Origin of the sequence: Mycobacterium sp. SVM_VP21 (assembly GCA_024758765.1) — a bacterium.
Taxonomy (GTDB): Bacteria; Actinomycetota; Actinomycetes; order Mycobacteriales; family Mycobacteriaceae; genus Mycobacterium; species Mycobacterium heraklionense_C.
The window spans coordinates 697,836-717,113 of the sequence record CP101406.1; the positions used below are offsets into that span (position 1 = coordinate 697,836).

Consider the following 19,278-nt stretch of genomic DNA (forward strand, 5'->3'; position numbering starts at 1 on the left):
CGAACTACCTAGTGGGCGTGCCCGTGATGCCCGTGCCCGGCGTGCTCGTCGACCTCGACAGGCTTCTCCACGACGGCCGTTTCCGTCGTCAGGATCATCCGCGCGACCGAGGCGGCGTTGAGCACCGCCGAACGGGTCACCTTGACCGGGTCGACGACGCCGTCGGTGGCCAGGTCGCCGTAGGACAGCGTTGCGGCGTTGAAGCCCTGCCCGACCGGCAACTCGGCGACCTTGCTGGTCACCACGGCACCGTCCACACCGGCATTGGTGGCGATCCAGTGCAGCGGTGCGCTCAGCGCGGCGGAGAACACCTCCACGCCGGTCGCCTCATCGCCGGTCAACGCCAGCCCCGACAACGCCGCGCGGGCCTGCACCAGCGCGGCACCGCCGCCGGTGACGATGCCCTCCTCAACCGCAGCCTTGGCCGCCGCCACCGCGTCTTCGACCCGGTGCTTGCGCTCCTTGAGCGCGGTCTCGGTGGCTGCGCCGACCTTGATCACGGCCACGCCGCCAGCCAGCTTGGCCAGCCGCTCCTCGAGCTTTTCGCGGTCCCAGTCGGAGTCGGTCGCCTCGATCTCGGCGCGCAGCTGCTTGACCCGTCCAGCGATGGCCTCGGCAGTCCCGGCACCATCGACGATCACGGTGTCGTCCTTGCTGACCACCACCCGGCGGGCCGAGCCCAGCACGTCCAGACCGGCTTCCCGCAGCGTCAGGCCGACGTCGGGGTTGACCACCTGGGCGCCGGTGACAATCGCGAGGTCTTCCAGGAAGGCCTTGCGCCGGTCACCGAAGTAGGGCGCCTTGACGGCAACGGCCTTGAGCGTCTTGCGGATTGCGTTGACCACCAGGGTCGACAGCGGCTCGCCCTCGACGTCCTCGGCGATGATCAGCAGCGGCTTGTTTGCCTCAACGACCTTCTCCAGCAGCGGCAGCAGGTCCGGCAGCGAGCTGATCTTGTCGCGGTGCAGCAGGATCAGGGCGTCTTCGAGGACGGCTTCCTGCGAGTCGAAGTCGGTGACGAAGTACGCCGACAGGAAACCCTTGTCGAAGCCGACACCGTCGGTGATCTCCAGCTCGGTGGACAGCGTCGAGGACTCCTCCACGCTGACCACGCCGTCGCTGCCGACCTTGGTCATCGCCTCGCCGACCAGCTCACCGATCTCCTCGTCGCGCGAGGACACGGTGGCCACCTGCGCGATCGACTCCTTGCCGGAGACCGGGATGGCCGCGGCCAGCAGCGCTTGCGACACCGCGTCGGCGGCCTTGGCGATGCCGGCGCCCAGCGCGATCGGGTTGGCGCCGGCCGCGACGTTGCGCAGTCCGCCGGAGATGATGGCCTGGGCCAGCACGGTGGCCGTGGTGGTGCCGTCGCCGGCCACGTCGTTGGTCTTGGTGGCCACCGACTTCACCAGCTGGGCGCCGAGGTTCTCGAAGGGGTCTTCCAGGTCCACGTCACGGGCCACGGTGACGCCGTCCATGGTCACCGTCGGGCCGCCGAAGGACTTGGCCAGCACCACGGTGCGGCCGCGCGGGCCCAGTGTCACCCGGACTGCGTCAGCGAGCTTGTTCACGCCGGCTTCCATCGCCCGGCGCGCGGCCTCGTTGAACTCAATCTGTTTGCTCATAGCTGTTTAAGCCCTTTTCTCTACGCGTGCCGCCCCGGACATCACCCGTATTACGGGGATCTCCGGGGCGGGCACGGTGGTTGCTTTGTGGCTACTTGCCGACCTACTTGCTTACAACGGCCAGCACGTCGCGCGCGGACAGGATCAGGTACTCCTGGCCGCCGTACTTGATCTCGGTGCCGCCGTACTTGCTGTAGACGACAACGTCACCCTCGGCGACGTCCAGCGGGATCCGCTTGCTGCCGCTCTCATCCCACCGGCCAGGGCCGACGGCGACAACGGTGCCTTCCTGCGGCTTCTCCTTGGCCGTGTCCGGAATGACCAGACCGGAAGCGGTCGTGGTCTCGGCCTCGTTGGCCTGAACGAGGATCTTGTCCTCGAGTGGCTTGATGTTCACGCTCGCCACGATTGGAGCCCTCCACATTGTCTGGATGCGACCCGGCCGATGCCGAGCCCATCGGAACGTACTTACTTAAGGTGTTCGGCATTCGTGCGAGCCCTCGCGTCGTCGTCGCGGGTGCCGAGCGAGAATCCGACCGACTGCCACCTAGCACTCTATACATGAGAGTGCTAGCACTCAAGGTGGCCCCGGTGCCGAGATCATTTCCCAGGCAGCACCCAGGAACCGAACCGACAATGGCGCACATGTTTACCACCATGCGCGCCGTGACGCGCTCCACCGCAGCGGTCGCACTGATCACCGCAGTCGCCATCGGCGGGGCCGGGATCGCCTCCGCTGACCCGAGCGGTCAGATGTACGGAAACCCGGGCGCCGCCGCGCCCTACTGGCGCTACCAGCACCAGGAGGACTGCGGGCTGATGGCGGTTGCCGACGTGGTCGGCCAGCTCACCGGCCACGAACCGATGCAGATCGGCATAGAGTTGCGCGGCCTGTTCACCCCGAGCAGCGACCACCAGGGCAGCGTCTACGAATTCGACGGCACCTCACCGCAGGACATGGTGGTGCTGTTGAGCAACTACGGCATCACCTCGGAGCTGACCAGCGGCAACACCCTGGCAGGTCTGGAACAGAGTCTGGCGACCGGGCACAAGGTGATCGCCGGGCTCAACGCCGAGACCATCTGGGACTACCCGGCCGGGCAGGGCCAGCGCACCCAGGCCGACCATGCCGTCGTCGTCACCGGCGTGGATACCGCGAACAACGTGGTGCACCTCAACGACAGCGGCACCCCCGACGGCCGCGACGAGCAGATCCCGATGGCGACCTTCACCCAGGCCTGGGCGACCGGCGACAACCTGCTGATCGTCACCCAGGCGACCGGGTACGGCACGCTGCCGTGGGCGCCGCAAATTTAGGGGCAAGTTTCGGTCAGCTCACCTGGCCCGCCACCACCGGCAGGCCCGGGTTGGTGGCCACGTCCAGCGGCGACGGCGGGGAGCCGGCGGCGATCAGGTGCGCCGCGAACGACGCAATCATCGCCCCGTTGTCGGTGCACAACCGCAGCGGCGGGATGCGCAGTGTCAAACCTGCTGCCGCACAGCGCTGTTCGGCGAGTTCGCGCAGCCGGGAGTTGGCGGCCACGCCGCCCGCGATCAGCAGGGTGCTGACCCCCAGATCGGTGGCCGCGCGCACCGCCTTGGCGGTCAGCACGTCGGCGACAGATTCCTGAAAGCCAGCCGCCACGTCGGCGGGGACGAAGTCGGGGTTGCGCTCCACATAGCGGGCCACCGCGGTCTTCAAGCCCGAGAAGCTGAACACGTACGGGTCATCGCGCGGGCCGGTCATGCCGCGCGGGAACACTGGGATCTCCGCGGCCTCCCGGCCGCAGGTACGGGCCAGCTCGTCGAGCACCCGCCCGCCCGGATAGCCCAGCCCGAGCAGCCGGGCCACCTTGTCGTAGGCCTCCCCCGCGGCGTCGTCGACGGTGCTGCCTAGCTCGACGATCGGCTCCCCCAGCGACCGCACGTGCAGCAGGTGGGTATGGCCGCCGGAGACCAGCAGACCCACGCACTCCGGCAGCGGGCCGTGCGCGTAGACGTCGGCGGCCAAGTGTCCGCCCAGGTGGTTGACGGCGTAGAACGGCACTCCCCAGGCCGCCGCGTAGGCTTTGGCCGCGGCGGCGCCCACCAGCAGCGCCCCGGCCAGTCCCGGTCCGATGGTGGCCGCCACTGCATCCGGACGGCGGTCCTCTCCCAACCCTGCCGTTGCCAGCGCCCGGCGCATGGTCGGCCCCAACGCCTCCAGATGCGCCCGCGAGGCGATCTCCGGCACCACCCCGCCGAACCGGGTGTGCTCCGCCACGCTGGAGGCCACCTCGTCGGCCAGCAGCGTCAGGGTGCCGTCGGCTTCCAGGCGGGTGATACCGACACCTGTTTCGTCGCAAGAGGATTCAATGGCCAGGACTATTGTCACGATAGGGCCTCCCGCCGCATGGTGTAGGCGTCGGCTCCGTTGCGGTAGTAGCGCTTACGCAGTCCGGTCTCGACGAAGCCGACGTCGCGGTAGAGCGCGATCGCCGGAGCGTTGTCGGTGCGGACCTCCAGGTACACGATGCCGCCGGCGGCGTACTCCAGCAGGTCTGCAAGCAGCCGCCGCCCGATGCCGCGCCCCTGATGCGCCTTGTCCACCCCGATGGTGTGTACCTCGTACTCGAACGGCGCTGTGCGCCCAAGCCGCGCGATTCCGCCGTAACCCACTACGGCGTCACCGATTCGGGCGGCGACGTAGTGGCTGTCGCGCGCGCCGATCGCCCGGCTGAACGCCTCCGCCGGCCACGGGTCATCACCGGGGAACAGTTGCGACTCCAGCTCGGCGCAACGGTCGGCGTCGATGTTGGTCAGCGCCCCCAAAGTGACCGGGGGTGCGGCCGAAGCAGGCGGCTTGGCGTCGGGACGGCGCAGATACAGCGGCACCAGCGGCTCGGGCTCGCCATCCCAATCCCCCACCGCGGCAACCAGTCCGGTAGGCGTCGGGTAGGAGACGTCGAGTACGGGCAGGCCGAACAGTTCGGCGTGCGCCGGTGAACCCGCCACCGCGACAGCTTCACCCGGGTCGACGTCGGCCGGCGCACTGACCCCCGGTCCCGCGATGCGAATCCCGTCGCGATAGCGCGCCCAGTAGACCTCCCGACGGCGGGCGTCGGTGACCACCAGGGTTGTTGCGCCAGTGCGCACCCCGATCGCGTCCAGGCTGCACACGCCGTACACCGGGATACCCAGGGCGTGCCCATAAGCGGCGGCGCTGGCCATCCCGACCCGCAGGCCGGTGAACGGCCCTGGTCCGCAACCCACCACCACCGCGGCCAGATCGGCCATGCTCAGGCTGGCATCGGCCAGTGCGCCCAGGACATTCGGGGTCAGCCGTTCGGCGTGAGCGCGGGCGTCGAGGGTGACCCGCTCGGCCAGCACGGTGCGCCGATCGGCGGCCACCACGCCCGCGGTGACGGCGGGAGTGGCGGTATCGATGGTCAGAATCGCTCCGGTCACGGCGTGTGCCACCGCCAGATCGCGGTGCGCGTCTCGGAGTCCACGGCGCGGTCCAGCCTGATATCGAGGTGCCGGTCGGAGAGTCGCTCGGCCAGTCCTTCGCCCCACTCCACCACGACAACGGCGTCGTCGAGTTCGGTGTCAAGGTCCAGCGAATCCAGCTCGGCCGACAGGTCCAGGCCCGTCTCGTCGAGCAGGCGGTAGAGGTCGACGTGAATCATCGCCGGGGTGCCCGGACGGCGAGCCCGATGCTCGCGGGCCAGCACGAACGTCGGCGAGGTTACCGGCCCATCGACATCGAGTGCGGCAGCGATTCCCTTGGCCAACACGGTTTTTCCAGCCCCCAGCGGTCCGGACAGCACCACCACGTCGCCTGCTCGCAGCTGTTCGCCCAGCCGGGCTCCCAGCGCGACGGTCTCCTCGGCGGTGGCCAGGGTCGCCTCCTGCGGATCAGCCACTGCGCCCGGCCTTTCGGCGCAACCGGTGCGTCAGCATGCCGCGGCGCGGGGTGGCCCGCTCCACCAATCGCACCAGCGCCTCGTCGATGACATCGGGTTCCTCCAACTGCACCAAATGCCCGGCCCCGGGCACAATCACCAGCTCACAATCCCACAACGTGGCCGCCATCGCCCGCGAGTACCCCGGCGGGGTGAGCAGGTCCGCATCACCGCAGGCAACCAGGGTAGGGATCTTGGCCAGCGTCGACAGCGCGGCACTCTCGTCGTGCACTTCGAGGGCGTGCAGGAAGCCCACCATGGTGGCGACCGGGGTGGAGTGCATCATCTCCTCGGAGAAGGCCACCACACTCGGGCTGATCTGGTCGGTGCCATAGGAGGCGGCACGCAGGATCGGCGCGATCACCCCGCGGGCCGCGCCGCGGCCGCGATGCACCAGCTTCGGTGCGTACCGCACGCTAAACTGCACGGCTTCCAGCGCCGGGTTACGCAGAATCTGGCCCAGCGGGGACCGGGAAACCCCTTTGGCGGCCGACGAAATCAACGCGGCACCGACGATCCGGCTGCCATAGCGCTGGGGAAACTGCCGGGCGTGCGCCAGCACCGTCATGCCGCCCATCGAATGCCCCACCAGCACTATTGGGCCGCGCGGCACGGCCGCCCGCAGCACCGCTTCCAGGTCCTGGCCGAGCCGCGGCACGGTGTAGGTGTCCGGCGGCGCGATGCCGGACTCGCCGTGGCCGCGCTGGTCGTAGAAGACCATGCGCACCTGATCGCCCCACTCGGCCGCCAACCGCGCCCGCTGAAAGTGAAACGACCCCATCCGCAGGCAGAACCCGTGCGCGAACACCACAGTCAACGGTGCGTTGCGCGGACCTACGTCGCGCACCGCCAGTTCGACGCCATCATCGGTGACCACCACCGACTCGTGGTCGTGGTCGAGGATCTCGAAATCCTCGTCGGCGTAAGCGTCTTCGGCGGTGGTGCGTCGTGTCACCGACCGAGCGATGGTGCTCCCGGCGATGGTGCCGACGGCGGTCAGGCCGGCCACCCCCGCGAGCCAACCGCCGGCCCGCCGCGACCCGCGCCGATTACCGGCCATCAGTGCCCCGATACGTCCTGGCGACTCGCCCACGTGGGCTGTTGACCACCTCGTAGTGGATGGTGCCCAACGCGTCGGCCCAGTCCTGGGCCAGCGGTTCGCCGTCCGCTCCGGACCCGAACAGGATGACCTCGTCCCCCTCGGTGACGTCGACGGGGCCGGGGCCCAGGTCGACGACGAACTGATCCATGCACACCCGTCCGACGCTGTGCCGACGGCGGCCGTTGATCAGCACGTCGAACCGTCCGCTCAGCGGTCGAAACACCCCGTCGGCGTAACCCATCGGCACCAGTGCCACGGTGGTGTCAACCGGCGCGATCCAGGTGTGCCCGTAGGAGACTGCCTCCCCAGCTTTGATCGGACGGACCAGCACCACAAGCGATTTCAGCGTCATCGCCGGAATCAGGCCCATGTCACCACGCTCGGGGATGGGACTCAGGCCATACATGGCTATTCCGGGCCGAACCATGTCGAAGGCCAGATCGGGCCGGGTCATGGCCCCGGCCGAGTTGGCCAGGTGGGCGACCGGGAACTCCAGGCCCTGGTCGCGCGCCACCCTCAGCAGATCGGAAAAGCGTTGGGCCTGAACGTCGTTGACCGGATTAGCGGTCTCATCGGCGCAGGCTAGGTGCGACATCAGGCCACGTACCCGGACCGCGTCGTCGGCGGCGGCTCGCCGCAGTGCGGTCACCAGTTCCGGGAAGTCGGCGGCGCTGACCCCGTTGCGGTTCATGCCGGTGTCGGCCTTGACCGTGACGGTCGCGGTCCGTCCCGTGCACCCCACCGCATCGAGCAACTCGTTCAGCTGCGCCACCGAAGAGACCGCGATCTGCACATCGGCGGCCAAAGCGGGAGCGAAGTCGGTATGCGGCCCGTGCAGCCATGCCAGCACCGGTGCGGCGATGCCGGCCGCCCGCAGTGTCAGGGCCTCGTCGACGGTGGCGACCCCGAGTTCCGCCGCGCCGGCGGCCAGCGCGGCGCGGGCCACCTGGACCGCGCCGTGGCCGTAACCGTCGGCCTTGACCACAGCCATCACCCCGGCGGCGCCGGCGTGTTCGGCCAGCACCCGCACGTTGTGGGCAATGGCGTCCAGGTCCACCAGCGCCTGCGCGAGCAGGCCGGACGTTCGGGATACGGCAGTCATGTCAGCTTCGATTGTCCCAGAACCTCTCGAACCGGCCCGTCGGATCGCCGAGTGTGCGGTTTGATCGGCGCTCAAGCCGTTTTGCGACCGAGAACACACACTCGACGCCGGCCTGTGAATCGACGTCGGCGCCGCGGCCCGCCCGCGTGCCAACCTGCTGGCATGCAAACCCGGCAGGGGCCATTTCGGGCGTCCGATGCGCTGGCCGCCGGCGCGGTGACCCGCGCCCAGCTGCGGCGCGACTACATCCCCGTCTACCCCGGCGTTTGGCTGCCGCACGAGGCAGCCCTCTCGGCGACGCAGCGGGCCCGGGCCGCCTGGCTCTGGTCACGTCGGCGGGGCGTGCTCGCCGGGCTGTCGGCATCGGCGATGCTCGGCGCGGAGTGGATCGACTCCGACAAACCCGCGGAACTTGTTCACGGCAACCGGCGGGCACCACCGCTGCTCACCGTGCACACCGACACACTGCTGGCCGGCGAAGTTCGAGTAGTGAGCGGACTGCCGGTGACCACGGCCGCGCGCACCGCGTTCGACCTGGGAAGGCGCCTGGCTGTCAGCGAGGGCGTTCAGCGTATCGACGCCCTGATGAACGCCACCGATCTCAAGGCGGTGGACATCGCGGCGGTAGCCGCCGCCCACCGGGGCGCCCGGGGGCTACGGCAGCTCGATGCGACATTGCAGCTCGTCGACGGCGGCGCGGAGTCGCCGTACGAGTCTCTAACCCGGCTGTGCCTCGTGCAAGCCGGTTTCCCACGGCCACAGACCCAGATACCGGTGTACGACGCCCATGGCAACGTCGGCGCCCGCATCGACATGGGCTGGGCGGAATACCTCGTCGGCGCCGACTTCGAGGGCGCTCACCATTGGCTTGACCCCAAGCAGCGGGAACGTGACGCCGAGCGCTACAACTTCATCGCCGAGGCGGGCTGGATCGACATCCGGTTGACGTCACGCACGCTGCACTTACGCCCCGAAGCCTTCCTGGAGCGCATCGGCGCGGCGCTGATCGGTCGCGGCTGCCCGAAAACCTGGTGACGGGCGCGCCGAGTGAGCGGTTTGGTAGCGAAAACAGCCGATTCCGGTGCCAAACCGCACGCTCGGCGGCAAAACCTAATGGGCGAAGTGCTGTGCGTCGTAGTGCCCGCCAGGCTTCACCGTATCGAGCGCTTTGACGGATTTCATGATGTCGTCGAACAGCGCCCGGGCGAGATCCGCCGACAGTCCTTCACGGACCACGACGCGCAGCACCGCGACGTCCTCGGCGCCCTCCGGCATGGTGTAGGCCGGCACCTGCCAGCCGAACGTGCGCAACTCGTGGGACACGTCGAACGCGGTGTAGCCGCGCTCACCGACGAGCCGACAGCTCACCACCGGGATCGCCGAACCGTCGCTGATCACCTCGAAATGCTCCGAAGTGGCTAATTGATGCGATAACCAGCGGGCGGTGTCGGACAGCGTCCGCATCACCTCGGTGTAGCCGGCACGGCCGAGGCGCAGGAAGTTGTAGTACTGGCCGACGACCTGATTGCCCGGGCGGGAGAAGTTCAGCGTGAACGTCGGCATGTCCCCGCCCAAGTAGTTGACCCGGAACACCAGCTCCTCGGGCAGATAGTCGGCGCTGCGCCACACCACGAAACCGATGCCCGGATAGGTCAGGCCGTACTTGTGGCCGCTGACGTTGATCGAGACCACCCGCGGCAGCCGGAAATCCCATTTAAGGCCGGGATGCAGGAACGGCACCACGAATCCGCCGCTGGCCGCGTCCACGTGCACCGGCACGTCCGGTCCGCCGCCGTCGGCTAGGGCGTCCAGTGCCGCGCAGATCGCCTCGATGGGTTCGAGCTCGCCGGTGTAGGTGGTGCCCAGGATGCCGACCACGCCGATGGTGTTCTCATCGACGGCGTCGATCACCTGCTCGGGGGTGATCACGTAGCGGTCTTCGGCCATCGGCAGGTAGCGGGGTTCGACGTCGAAATAGCGGCAGAACTTCTCCCACACCACCTGGACGTTGGAGCCCATCACCAGGTTGGGGGTGCGCCCCCGCCAATCGGCGGTCTTGGCCCGCCAGCGCCATTTCATTGCCAGCCCGCCCAGCATCACCGCCTCGCTGGACCCGACGGTGGACACCCCGATCGCGCTGGCGGGGTCGTCGTCGCGCAGGTTCTCGGCGTGGAACAGGTCGGCGACCATAGACACGCAGCGCTGCTCAATGGCCGCGGTGGCCGGGTATTCGTCTTTGTCGATCATGTTTTTGTCGAACGACTCCGCCATCAGCGCCGACGCTTCGGGGTCCATCCAGGTGGTGACGAAGGTGGCCAGATTCAGCCGGGAACTCCCGTCGAGCATCAGCTCGTCGTGGATGAAGCGGTAAGCGGTCTGCGGGTCCATCGGGTCGTCGGGCAACCGCAACGCCGGGACCGGCGAGGTGAACATCCGGCCGGTGTAGGCCGGAGCGATGGCGTGCGCCGGCACGGACGGGTGGGAATGGGTCACTGCGACTCTCCTCTATAGCTGGGCCAGGGCGGTGCGGATGTGGGCCAGGATGCGCGAGGCCGACGTAGGGGTATCGCCGGGTCCGGGGTCAGCGGCCGAGGCCGCGGCCGCACGGGTGTGCACGAACGCGGCGGCGGCAGCGGCCTGGGCGGGCGGCAGGCCGGATGCCAACAGCGCGCCGATCATCCCGGACAACACGTCGCCGGAACCTGCGGTGGCCGCCCACGACCCGCCGGCTTCGTTGAGGTAGACCGGCCCGGCTCGGTCATACGGCGGTCCCGGTGTCAGCTCTCCTCCGTCGAGCTTCGCCGAACCGCCGGGGTCGGCGATGACGGTGACGTTGCCCTTCAACAGCACGGTGGCCCCGAAGCGGTCGGCGAGGGCGCGGGCGGCACCGACCCGGTCAGGTCCGGGCGGTCGCCCGGCCAATCGGGCGTATTCGCCCGCATGCGGGGTCAGCACCGTCGGGGCGCTTCGGTCGGCGACCAGCGAGGGGTGGGCAGCCAGGATGGTCAGCGCATCGGCGTCGACGATCACCGGCAGGTCGGTGCCGAGCGCGAACCACAGGGCGGCGGCAGCCTGTTCGCCGGTGCCCAGACCGGGACCGACCGCCCAGGCCTGCACCTTCCCGGCGGCCGCCGGGCTGGGTGCCGCCACCACCTCCGGCCAGCGCGAAACCACTTGGGCGTCAGCGCTTCCGGCGTAGCGAACCATCCCAGAGGTGGCGGCTACCGCTGCCCCGGCGCACAGGATCGCCGCGCCCGGGTAGGTCGCCGAGCCGGCCAGGATTCCGGTGACGCCCTGGGTGTACTTGTCGTCGCGCGGGCCGGGCGCCGGCCAGCGGGCCTCGACGTCGGCTGCGGTCAACGATCTAATGTCGGTGTCCGGCAGGTCCAGGCCGATCTCAACAAGCTCGACCCGCCCACACTGCCCCAGTGCGTGCACCGGTTTGAGGCCGCCGAAGGTGACGGTCAGAGCGGCGTGCACCGCGGGACCGGCCGCCGCGCCAGTGTGCGGGTCCAGACCACTGGGAATGTCAACGGCCACCACCGGGATGCTGCGCGCATCGACGTCGGCGAAGATCTCGGCGGCGTGCGGCCGCAGCGGACCCCGCCCGGAGATGCCGACTACGCCGTCGATCACCAGATCCGTTGCGGGCGGGACGGTGTCGACAATTCGGCCACCGGCACGTTTGAATGCCGCGAGCCCTTTGGCGTGGGCACGCTCGGGGTCGAGCAGGATGGCGCTGGCCGCGACGCCACGTCGGCGCAGCAGGGTGACCGCCCACAACGCGTCGCCGCCGTTGTCGCCGGAACCCACCACCGCACACAGGTTGCGCCCGGCCACCCCGCCGGTGCGCGCGGCCAGTTCCCGAGCGATCGCGGTCGCCAGACCGAACGCGGCCCGGCGCATCAGCACCCCGTCGGGCAGGCTGGCCAACAGTGGTGCTTCGGCGGCACGAATGACCTCGACGCTGTAATAATGCCGCACTTGCCCTCCTCGCCCTGCTCGCGATTGTCAGGCTAGTGGCCGCCGGCGGCGCTCGGGTGATGTCGCAGCGGATGGTGGGGGTGAGTCAGCGGGTAGCAGCACAGGCCGATGACCAATGCGGCGGCGTGGCCGATCGCGGTGAAGTCGGGGTTTATGAGCAGGGGCACGGTGAAGATGACGACCAGGCCGGCTAGGTATACCCAGCGCCACGGCCGACGAATTCGGTAGGTGAGCACCGCTATCACGCCCACCAGGAAGTAGCTGACACCGATGTCTCGGGCGTAGGTCAGCCGCTCCGATTCCCGGTGCAGGTGGATCAGCGCATACAACGCACCCTCGCTGACATAGGTGGCACCGACATGGGAGATCAATCCGACCATCAGCCAACGTAAGTGTCCCAGCCAGTGTTCGGCCGGCGCCAGAAACAGGGTGAACAGCACCAGGTACGGCGACCAGTCCTTGCCGTCGATCCACAGCAGGCTCGAGACCAGCACCTCCAGCGGGTCGGTGGCCAGGTGGTGCAGGTTGGTGGATTGCTCGACAAGCATGGTGTGCAGGCGCCGGCCGACCAGATGCTGGATCACGGTGGTGACACCCAGCACCGCCAGCCACAGGTAGGTCAGCGGCGCGGTGTGCACAAAGTGCCACACCGCGGCCAGGCGCGTTCTGACGTCCGCCACGGCGTACAGCGTCGCATGGTCGGTGCAGACACGGACAGACCGACCGCTGATAACGTCTCATGCCAGTGAGGCCCGTCCGCCTGTGACCGGCCCCGATGGGACGGGGGTGCCCCGATGAGCGAACCGCACGGTCCAACTCCCAATCCGTACGACCCAGCGCAATTTGGGCCCACCCACCGGCCCATGCCGCCGCTTGCGGGCGGACAGTTCCCGCCGCCATGGCCGCCCGGTCCTCCGCCGCAACGCAACCGCCGATTGATATGGGCCCTGCTGGGGCTGGTCATCGCGCTGACCGCGACCGCCGTAGTGCTCGGCGTGACCGCCGGCGGCCGTGACCGGCAGGAGAACGCGCATGCCACCGCAGAGTCTGACTCCGGCGACCGGGCGCCGGTACCCGTCTCGGCGCTCGAGGCCTTACTGCCAGACACCGATGTCGTTCGCGACGCGACGGCCGACCCTGGGATCGGCGTCGTGGACAAAGGCGAAAGCATGTTCCCCGGGGTCGTGGCGGAGAAATCCTGCCAAGGGATGAGCTTCGTCGCCGCGGGCCCAGTCTATGCGGGCTCTGGCTGGACCAGCGTCCGCTGGCAGATTTGGAGCAGTCCCGCCGAACCCGAGCCGGCGAAGCTGGAGCATCAGATGCTGACATCGGTGGTGAGTTATCCCTCAGCCCAAGCCGCCCGCAGCTATTACGACAAACAGCGCACCGACTGGCAGTCGTGTGCTGACCGTACCGTGAACATGCGGGTAACAAACCTGGAGAACCCAACCGACGCCTTCTGGACCGTAGGAGCGGTCACCGAAAACGACGGCGTACTCAGTACCACCGAGATCAGTGAAGGCGGTGCCGGTTGGTCCTGCGGGCTCACGACCGCGGTGCGCAACAACATCATCACGCAGCTGAATCTGTGCGCCCTGACCCCGTCTAGCGATGCGGCACAGAAGGTCCTCGACTCGATCATTGCGAAGATCGACGCGGCAGCATGACATTGATGCCCAGGCGCGACGGGATGGGGTTGCACGATGAACGAACAACAGGGTCCGATGCCCAACCCTTACGATCCGACGCGGCCTACGCCTGCCAACTGGCCTATTCCACCGGGGCCTAGCGGTCAGCTGCCGCCGCCTTGGCAACCGATGCCGCCACCTCACGGCAGCCGACGGCGGATCTGGCTGCTGCTGGGGCTGATCTGCGTGCTGACCGCGACCGCAGTGGTGGTCGTCGTAGCCCTCGTAGGCCGTGATCGGCACCCGATCGCGCAATCCAGCACAACCTCATCATCCAGCGCAGCACCGTCGCCTATTGCCTCCACCGACCGGGCATCGATACCCGTCTCCGCTCTCGACGGCTTCTTGCCCGACCGCGGCATCGTCTCTTCCGCGGTGGCCGACCCCGCCATCGACCTGGTCGATCACGGCGGCAACATCGACAACGACGAAATTGTGGACGCCGATTGCCATGGGCTCTTCGCCGTCGCTTCGCGGGACTACACGGGCTCGGGCTGGACCGCGATCCGCTCGCAGCGATGGAATAGCCCCGCCGAACCCAATCCCCCCACCCTGACGAATCAGGTTCTGTTGTCGGTAGCGACATACCCTCAAGCCGAAGCTGCTCGCGCCTTCTATGCCAAGCAGAGCAATGCCTGGTCGAAATGCTCCGGCCATATCGTCAACACCCGTTTGGCCGGCGCGACAGGATCGGCTGACCAATTCTGGGGCGTCGGCAGGGTCACCGACGCCGACGGTGTACTCGCCGCCGCCGTACTGGACAAGGGCAACCACGAGTGGTTATGCCAGAACAGGCTGACCGCCCGCAACAACGTTGTCGTCCGCGTAGCGGCCTGCGGATGCGTCGAAGCCTGTGGGCAAGGCGATTTGGCAACCGCAGCGCGTGCCATCCTGGACTCGATCACCTCGAAGATCGACGCAGCCGGGTGAGCCGGCGCCACCCAACCCTTGATCAGCCTCAGCGCCTCGCGTATCGTCCGATTCAATTTCGCGTCGCACAGTAGCGAATACAGGGAAGGGCCGAGCCGTTGCGCAACCGCTACGCCGGGGAACCGTTCACCACCACCGATGCTGAGATCGCCGCGGCCTTGGAGCAGGTCTCGATCCCCACCTTGTTGCTGTCGTGCGTGCACATCACCGGCGACCCCCGCTTCATCCGGGACTTCAGGCAGAACGGGATCTTCCTCAACGAGATCCAGGGGTTTATGTCCGAGGAAGACAAGGCCCGTGCCCGCGCCGAAGCGCTGCCGGTGATCATCGACTACCGCGACCGCGGCTGTCCGCAGCCCGCTCCCCTGCCCGCCGAGCTAGTCAAAGAGATGATGGACTGGGCGGCCTGCGAGACCGTGCCGGATGCCTACCTGGGTTTACTCTCCGAAGAACTCGACCTCGAGGGCGTCGACCCGCGAAGCCCCGCGCCCCTGGACCCGGAACGCGCCGCGGAGCTTCCGGTGGTGGTGATCGGCTGCGGCGAATCGGGCGTGCTGGCCGGAATCCGGCTCGCGCAGGCCGGCATTCCCTTCACGATCATCGAGAAGAACGAAGGCCCGGGCGGAACGTGGTGGGAGAACGACTATCCGGGCGCTCGGGTCGATGTCGCGAACCACTTCTACTGCTACAGCTTCGAACCCAACAACGACTGGGGACACTACTTCGCCGAGCAGCCCGAGCTGCGGGCATACTTCACCGACCTGGTCACCAAACACAGTCTGGCTGACCATATTCGGTGGGGCACCGAGGTCACCGATGCCGTCTGGGACGAGGGCAACGGAACATGGACGCTGACCACCCGGACCGCCGGCGGTTCGGTGTCCACGCTGACGGCACGCGCGGTGATCACCGCGGTCGGCCAGCTCAACCGGCCGCACCTGCCGGATCTCGACGGCGCGGACAGCTTCACCGGGCCGTCGTTTCACTCCGCGGCTTGGGACCACAGCGTCGACCTGACCGGCAAGCGGGTGGCACTGATCGGGGCGGGCGCCAGCGGATTTCAGATCGCACCCGCGATCGCGGAAAAAGTGCAGCACCTCACTGTCTTTCAGCGCACCGCGCAGTGGATGTTCCCCAATCCGATGTATCACGACGCGGTCGACGACGGCGTGCGCTGGGCTCTGCAGCACCTGCCGTTCTACGGTCGCTGGTACCGCTTCCTGCTGCTGTGGCCCGGCGCCGACAAGGGCCTGGAGGCCGCCCGCGTAGACCCGGACTATCCCGACCAGGACTATGCGGTGAGCGAGATCAACGCCCTGGCCCGGCAGATGTTCACCGGCTGGATCACCGATCAGGTGGGCGACGACGACGAGCTGCTGGCCAAGGTGCTACCGGACTATCCGGCGACCGGCAAACGCACGCTGCAGGACAACGGCACCTGGCTCAAAACCCTGCGCCGCGACAACGTCGAACTGATGCGCACCCCAATACGGCGAATCACCCCGCAGGGGGTTGAGACCGAAGACGGCGTCCATCACGAGGTGGATGTGATCGTATACGCCACCGGATTTCGGCACACCGATGTGTTGTGGCCGATGCGCATCACCGGCCGCGACGGCACCGATCTGCACGCGCTGTGGGGCAGCAAACCATATGCGTACCTGGGCATCACGGTGCCCGGTTTCCCGAACTTCTTTGTGCTCTACGGGCCCGGCGCGCATCTGGCGCACGGCGGCAGCCTGATCTTCAACTCCGAGTTGGAGATGCGCTACATCGACGCCTGTCTGGCCAAGCTCGCCGACGAACAACTGCACTCGATCGAGCCGACCATGCGGGCGGCCACCGAGTGGCATCAGGCCACCCAGGCCGCGATCGCCAAGACGGTATGGGCGCATCCGGCGGTCAAGCATTCCTACTTCAAGAACGCCGACGGCGAGATCCACACGGTGAGCCCGTGGCGGCTCGACGAGTACTGGTCGGCGGTTCGTGAACCGGATTGGTCGCAGTTCGTCGTCGCAAAGGAGCGCTGAGTTGAGCGGAGTTGTCGTCACCGGGGCAGCATCGGGAATAGGCCGGGCCTGCGCCCAGGCCTTGGCCGCCGAAGGCCGCCGGGTTGCGTTGTGGGACATAGCCCCGACGGTCCAGGACGTCGCCGAGAGTTTGGGGATGCCCGGCGCGGTTGTCGACGTGTGCGACGACGCCGGGCTGCCCGCTGCGGTCGCGGCAGCGGCTGAGGCACTCGACGGAATCGACGGGCTGGTGCATGCCGCGGGCCGAGTGCTGCCCGAACCGGTGGGCGCCTACACCGGCGAATCCTGGGATGCGGTGATGGCTGTCAACCTGCGTGCGCAGGCCATGCTCGTACAGCTGATGCTGCCGCACCTGGAGGCTGTCGCCCGATCCGGCGGCGACGCGGCAGTGGTCGGTATCTCCAGTATCGAGGGCCTGACCGCCAACCCGTTCATCCCCGCCTACTGCGCGTCCAAGGCCGGACTGCTGGGTTTGACCAGGTCGATGGCCGCCCAGTTGGGCCCGGCCGGAATCCGCGTCAATGCGGTCTGTCCTGGCTTCATCGAAACCCCGATGCTGCAGATCGCGCTCGACGTCGAAGAGGTCGCCGCCGGATTTGTGGCCGCGGCGCCGCTGGGACGCATCGGTCAACCGGCGGAGGTCGCCCAGGCGGTGGCGTTCCTCATGTCGCCGAGGGCATCGTTCATTACCGGAACCCAGATCGTCGTCGACGGTGGGGTCACCGCCCGGCATCCGTAGCGGGCTTAGAAGACCCAGCTCTGTGGGGCGGCGATGACGAAGCCGTGGGTGGCTGCCGGACTACTCACCTCACCGGGCACCTGGGGTTCGCGGAGCACACAGACCAAGTCGGTGGACGGGGGAACCCCGCAGACCATCGACTCGGCGGGTGAGAATTCCCAGAATACGATCTTGTGGCCCACCGGAAGCTTTGCTGCCGGCGGACTTCCGGCAAGCAGAGCGTCCGGCGGAGCGGGAAGGAAACGCGCCGGGATGCTTTCCTTGCCGTAGATCCCGGGCAGCTCTACCGCGCCGGCGTCGCGCGGCGCCCCCGGGAGGTCGCCCGCGCAGTTGACCTCATGAGTGATCCTGCCCTGCCGCATCCTGCAGACCAGCCCGGAGTCGGTCGCGAAGACCACGTTGGGGATCTTCTGCAGGTCGCTAACTGACGCGGGCGGCGGTCCACTGTCGTCGATCAGGGAGTCCATATCGGGAACCCCGGGTACCGCAACGGCATCCGGCGCCGGGATCAGCAGGGCCGCCGTCGCGACCGCCACCGCCAGTGCCCGCCGCGCCATCTCATCGCCCCCTCGTTCGGCATCTGACACTCAAACGTACGAGGGGTGCTCTCGAAGGTCAACGCCGGAACGGGGCCCCTCTTGCGCACCCGCTGCGCGATCTACGCGCATTGGCGGATGTTCTCCGGCCCCGGCGATCCGATAGTCGACTCATCGATTCCCGGAAGGAACCCCGATGAGCACACACTGTGGAGAACATGCCGTGGTCCTGGGCGCCAGCATGGCCGGACTGCTGGCCGCGCGGGTACTCGCCGACTTCTATCGTCGCGTCACCATCGTCGAGCGCGACGTGCTGCGTGACGGCCCCGGGTCCCGGCGCGGGGTGCCGCAGGGCGGGCAGGCCCACATTCCGCTGGCCCGCTGCACGGAGATTCTGGAGGAGCTGTTTCCCGGCATCCTCGACGAACTGCTGCACCGGGGCGTTCCGACGTGGGACGACGGCGATCTGTCCCGGTTGTGCATCAAATACCTTGGGCACCAGTCAATTCAGCACGGGACGCTGCCCCAGACGGTGGCGAACTCGCTGTACTTTCCCAGCCGGCCGCTGCTGGAACACCAGGTACGACGACGGTTGACGGCCATCCCGAATGTCACGGTCCTCGACGGGCACACCGTGCTCGGGTTGACCGCCACCGAAGCCGGCGACCGGGTGACCGGCGTTCGCGTCGGCGCGGGCCGCACGGAGCAGGAGCTGGACGCCGAACTGGTGGTCGACGCGACCGGACGGGGCTCTCGCACCCCGGTGTTTCTGGAAGCATTGGGCTACCGCCGGCCGCCCGAGGACGAGCTGGTGATCCGGCTGACCTATGCCAGCCAGCTACTGCGTTTTGAGCCCGGGGCGTTGCCGGAGGATCTGGTCCTCATCGGCCCGGAACCCGGCCGGCCCACGACTTTCGCATGCACCGCCCAGGAAGACGGAACCGCGATGGTGCTGGTGAGCGGTATGACCGGCACGCAACCACCCGGCACCCGGGAGGAGTTGATCGCCTTCGCCGCGCCGTTCGCGCCGCCACACGCGCTGGCGGCCTGGGCGGCGGCCGAACCGCTGGGTGAGGTGGCCCGCTACCGAATACCGTCCAGCCGGTGGCGCCGTTACGACCGGATGCGCCGGTTCCCGCGTGGTCTGCTCGTGGTCGGTGATGCGATGTGCAGCGTCAACCCGATCTACGGCCAGGGGATGACGGTGGCAGCGATGGAAGCTCTGGTGTTGCGGGACTGTTTGACCCGCGGCGACCAGGATCGGCCGCAACGGTTCTTCCGTGCCGCGGCGAAGAAGGTCCGGGTGGCCTGGCAGACCGCGGTCGGCTCCGATCTGGCTTTGCCCGAGGTGGAGGGTCCGCGTCCGGTGTCGATGCGGCTCACCAACGCCTACCTCGACTGGGTGATGACCGCCGCCGAGACCGATCGGCTGGTCTCCGGCCAACTGGCGCGGCTGACCGGAATGATCGACCCGCCCTCGCGGCTGCTGCGGCCCGCCTTCGTCGCCCGGGTGGCGCAAGCCCATCGCAGGCGACGGACCCGAACCGCCGATGTCGGCCGTGCCCAACACGTTCCGGAAACGGTTGACGCTGGCTAAC

The 19,278-nt window shown here is 68.3% G+C and carries 18 protein-coding genes and 1 pseudogene; 7 read left to right on the forward strand and 12 right to left on the reverse strand.

Annotation, left to right across the window (positions count from 1 at the left end; all coding sequences use genetic code 11):
• Positions 1 to 8: 8 nt before the first annotated feature.
• Positions 9 to 1,625, reverse strand: coding sequence for a chaperonin GroEL (gene groL, locus NM962_03525; protein ID UVO13230.1), 1,617 nt, complete (start codon positions 1,623 to 1,625; stop codon positions 9 to 11).
• Between the two features lie 103 nt (positions 1,626 to 1,728).
• Positions 1,729 to 2,031 (reverse strand): co-chaperone GroES, encoded by a 303-nt coding sequence (gene groES / locus NM962_03530; protein ID UVO13231.1) that lies wholly within the window; start codon positions 2,029 to 2,031, stop codon positions 1,729 to 1,731.
• A gap of 239 nt (positions 2,032 to 2,270) precedes the next feature.
• Between groES and NM962_03535 the strand changes: the two genes are divergently transcribed.
• Positions 2,271 to 2,942, forward strand: a complete 672-nt coding sequence (locus NM962_03535; protein ID UVO13232.1) for a C39 family peptidase — start codon at positions 2,271 to 2,273, stop codon at positions 2,940 to 2,942.
• A 13-nt stretch (positions 2,943 to 2,955) separates the two neighbouring features.
• Here the strand turns inward: NM962_03535 and tsaD are convergent, their stop codons facing one another.
• The 6 genes and pseudogenes from tsaD to alr all read right to left on the reverse strand — a co-directional run bounded on the left by tsaD (position 2,956) and on the right by alr (position 7,773).
• Positions 2,956 to 3,999: a tRNA (adenosine(37)-N6)-threonylcarbamoyltransferase complex transferase subunit TsaD gene (gene tsaD, locus NM962_03540; protein UVO13233.1), complete on the reverse strand. Its 1,044-nt coding sequence runs from the start codon at positions 3,997 to 3,999 to the stop codon at positions 2,956 to 2,958.
• On the reverse strand, positions 3,996 to 4,436 hold the full coding sequence (gene rimI / locus NM962_03545; GenBank protein ID UVO14536.1) for a ribosomal protein S18-alanine N-acetyltransferase: 441 nt from the start codon (positions 4,434 to 4,436) through the stop codon (positions 3,996 to 3,998). Before rimI ends, tsaD begins: the two co-directional genes overlap by 4 nt.
• A 21-nt stretch (positions 4,437 to 4,457) precedes the next feature.
• Positions 4,458 to 5,072, reverse strand: a pseudogene (gene tsaB, locus NM962_03550) (tRNA (adenosine(37)-N6)-threonylcarbamoyltransferase complex dimerization subunit type 1 TsaB).
• Positions 5,069 to 5,530, reverse strand: coding sequence for a tRNA (adenosine(37)-N6)-threonylcarbamoyltransferase complex ATPase subunit type 1 TsaE (tsaE, locus tag NM962_03555; GenBank protein UVO13234.1), 462 nt, complete (start codon positions 5,528 to 5,530; stop codon positions 5,069 to 5,071). Before tsaE ends, tsaB begins: the two are co-directional and overlap by 4 nt.
• Positions 5,523 to 6,629 (reverse strand): alpha/beta hydrolase, encoded by a 1,107-nt coding sequence (locus tag NM962_03560; GenBank protein ID UVO13235.1) that lies wholly within the window; start codon positions 6,627 to 6,629, stop codon positions 5,523 to 5,525. The genes tsaE and NM962_03560 overlap by 8 nt, the downstream gene beginning before the upstream one ends.
• Entirely contained in the window at positions 6,619 to 7,773 is a 1,155-nt protein-coding gene (gene alr / locus NM962_03565) for an alanine racemase (GenBank protein ID UVO13236.1), read from the reverse strand. Before alr ends, NM962_03560 begins: the two co-directional genes overlap by 11 nt.
• A 162-nt stretch (positions 7,774 to 7,935) precedes the next feature.
• On the opposite strand from alr, the gene NM962_03570 reads away from it, so the two are divergent.
• Positions 7,936 to 8,808: a hypothetical protein gene (locus tag NM962_03570; protein UVO13237.1), complete on the forward strand. Its 873-nt coding sequence runs from the start codon at positions 7,936 to 7,938 to the stop codon at positions 8,806 to 8,808.
• Positions 8,809 to 8,883: 75 nt separating this feature from the next.
• Here NM962_03570 and NM962_03575 read toward each other — a convergent pair whose 3' ends face one another.
• From NM962_03575 to NM962_03585, 3 genes are read right to left on the reverse strand one after another with little or no spacing between them, the layout of a single operon-like run.
• A complete protein-coding gene (locus NM962_03575; protein ID UVO13238.1) occupies positions 8,884 to 10,266 on the reverse strand; it encodes a glutamate decarboxylase in 1,383 nt (460 codons plus the stop codon).
• A gap of 12 nt (positions 10,267 to 10,278) precedes the next feature.
• A complete protein-coding gene (locus NM962_03580; protein UVO13239.1) occupies positions 10,279 to 11,757 on the reverse strand; it encodes a bifunctional ADP-dependent NAD(P)H-hydrate dehydratase/NAD(P)H-hydrate epimerase in 1,479 nt (492 codons plus the stop codon).
• Between the two features lie 32 nt (positions 11,758 to 11,789).
• Positions 11,790 to 12,437: a hypothetical protein gene (locus NM962_03585; GenBank protein UVO13240.1), complete on the reverse strand. Its 648-nt coding sequence runs from the start codon at positions 12,435 to 12,437 to the stop codon at positions 11,790 to 11,792.
• 315 nt (positions 12,438 to 12,752) lie between these two features.
• Between NM962_03585 and NM962_03590 the strand changes: the two genes are divergently transcribed.
• From NM962_03590 to NM962_03605, 4 genes are all read left to right on the forward strand, one after another.
• Complete coding sequence (locus tag NM962_03590) at positions 12,753 to 13,424, forward strand: sensor domain-containing protein (protein ID UVO13241.1); 672 nt, start codon at positions 12,753 to 12,755, stop codon at positions 13,422 to 13,424.
• A gap of 207 nt (positions 13,425 to 13,631) precedes the next feature.
• A complete protein-coding gene (locus NM962_03595) occupies positions 13,632 to 14,375 on the forward strand; it encodes a sensor domain-containing protein (protein ID UVO13242.1) in 744 nt (247 codons plus the stop codon).
• Positions 14,376 to 14,473: 98 nt separating this feature from the next.
• On the forward strand, positions 14,474 to 16,405 hold the full coding sequence (locus tag NM962_03600; GenBank protein UVO13243.1) for an NAD(P)/FAD-dependent oxidoreductase: 1,932 nt from the start codon (positions 14,474 to 14,476) through the stop codon (positions 16,403 to 16,405).
• Position 16,406: 1 nt separating this feature from the next.
• Positions 16,407 to 17,144, forward strand: a complete 738-nt coding sequence (locus tag NM962_03605) for an SDR family oxidoreductase (protein UVO13244.1) — start codon at positions 16,407 to 16,409, stop codon at positions 17,142 to 17,144.
• A 5-nt stretch (positions 17,145 to 17,149) separates the two neighbouring features.
• On the opposite strand, the gene NM962_03610 is transcribed toward NM962_03605, so the two are convergent.
• Positions 17,150 to 17,701: a hypothetical protein gene (locus NM962_03610; GenBank protein UVO13245.1), complete on the reverse strand. Its 552-nt coding sequence runs from the start codon at positions 17,699 to 17,701 to the stop codon at positions 17,150 to 17,152.
• A gap of 175 nt (positions 17,702 to 17,876) precedes the next feature.
• On the opposite strand from NM962_03610, the gene NM962_03615 reads away from it, so the two are divergent.
• Entirely contained in the window at positions 17,877 to 19,277 is a 1,401-nt protein-coding gene (locus tag NM962_03615; protein ID UVO13246.1) for an FAD-dependent monooxygenase, read from the forward strand.
• The last annotated feature ends 1 nt before the right edge of the window (position 19,278 follow it).